At 67.4% G+C, this 1,014-nt stretch carries 1 protein-coding gene; it reads right to left on the bottom strand.

The features are described from left to right. Positions 1 to 1,014 (bottom strand): glutamate synthase central domain-containing protein (locus ACIRS4_RS39375; protein ID WP_404205260.1); only part of this gene is annotated, 1,014 nt, incomplete at both ends.

The following is a 1,014-nucleotide window of genomic DNA, read 5'->3' on the forward strand; positions in this document are numbered from 1 at the left end:
TGAAGTACTCGTCGACGAGCTCCTGCGCCAGGCCGACGACCTGGAACAGCTGCGCGCCACGGTAGGAGGCGATGGTGGAGATGCCCATCTTGGACATCACCTTCAGCACGCCCTTGCCGGCCGCCTTGTTGTAGTTGTAGACGGCCTTCTTGAAGTCGGCCGCGTGATCGCCGGTGCTGCCCGGCATCTGCAGCGCGCCACGCTCCAGCATGTCCTCGATGGACTCGAAGGCCATGTAGGGGTTGATGGCCGCCGCGCCGAAGCCGACGAGCATGGCCATGTGGTGCACCTCGCGGGCGTCACCGGCCTCGATGACCAGGCCGACCTTGGTGCGGGTGCGTTCCCGGACCAGGTGGTGGTGCACCGCGGCGGTCAGCAGCAGCGACGGGATCGGGGCCAGCTTCTCGTTCGACTCGCGGTCGGACAGCACGATGATGCGCGCGCCGCCGTCGATGGCCGCCGAGACCTGACGCTGCACGGCCTCGATGGCCTTGCGCAGCCCCTTGCCGCCCTTCTTGACCGGGTACAGGCCGTGCACGACGACCGAACGCAGGTCGGGACGGGAGCCGTCGTCATTGATGTGGACGAGCTTGGACAGCTCGTCGTTGTCCAGGATCGGCTGGGTCAGGGTGATCTGACGACAGGACTCCGCACCCGGGTTCAGCAGGTCGGCCTCCGGGCCCACCATGCTGCGCAGCGAGGTCACGACCTCTTCGCGGATGGCGTCCAGCGGCGGGTTGGTGACCTGCGCGAAGAGCTGCGAGAAGTAGTCGAACAGCAGGCGCGGTCGCGAGGACAGCACCGCGATCGGGGTGTCGGTGCCCATCGAGCCGAGCGCCTCGCCACCGGTCTGCGCCATCGGCGAGATCAGGATGTTCAGTTCCTCGGTGGAGTATCCGAAGATCTGCTGGCGGATCAGCACGCGGTCGTGCGACATGTGCACGTGCGGGCGGTCGGGCAGGTCGCTCAGCTTGGTCGGGCCCTCGTCCAGCCACTGCTGGTACGGGAACTCGG

This window comes from Streptomyces sp. NPDC101166, from assembly GCF_044768125.1.
Taxonomy (GTDB): Bacteria; Actinomycetota; Actinomycetes; order Streptomycetales; family Streptomycetaceae; genus Streptomyces.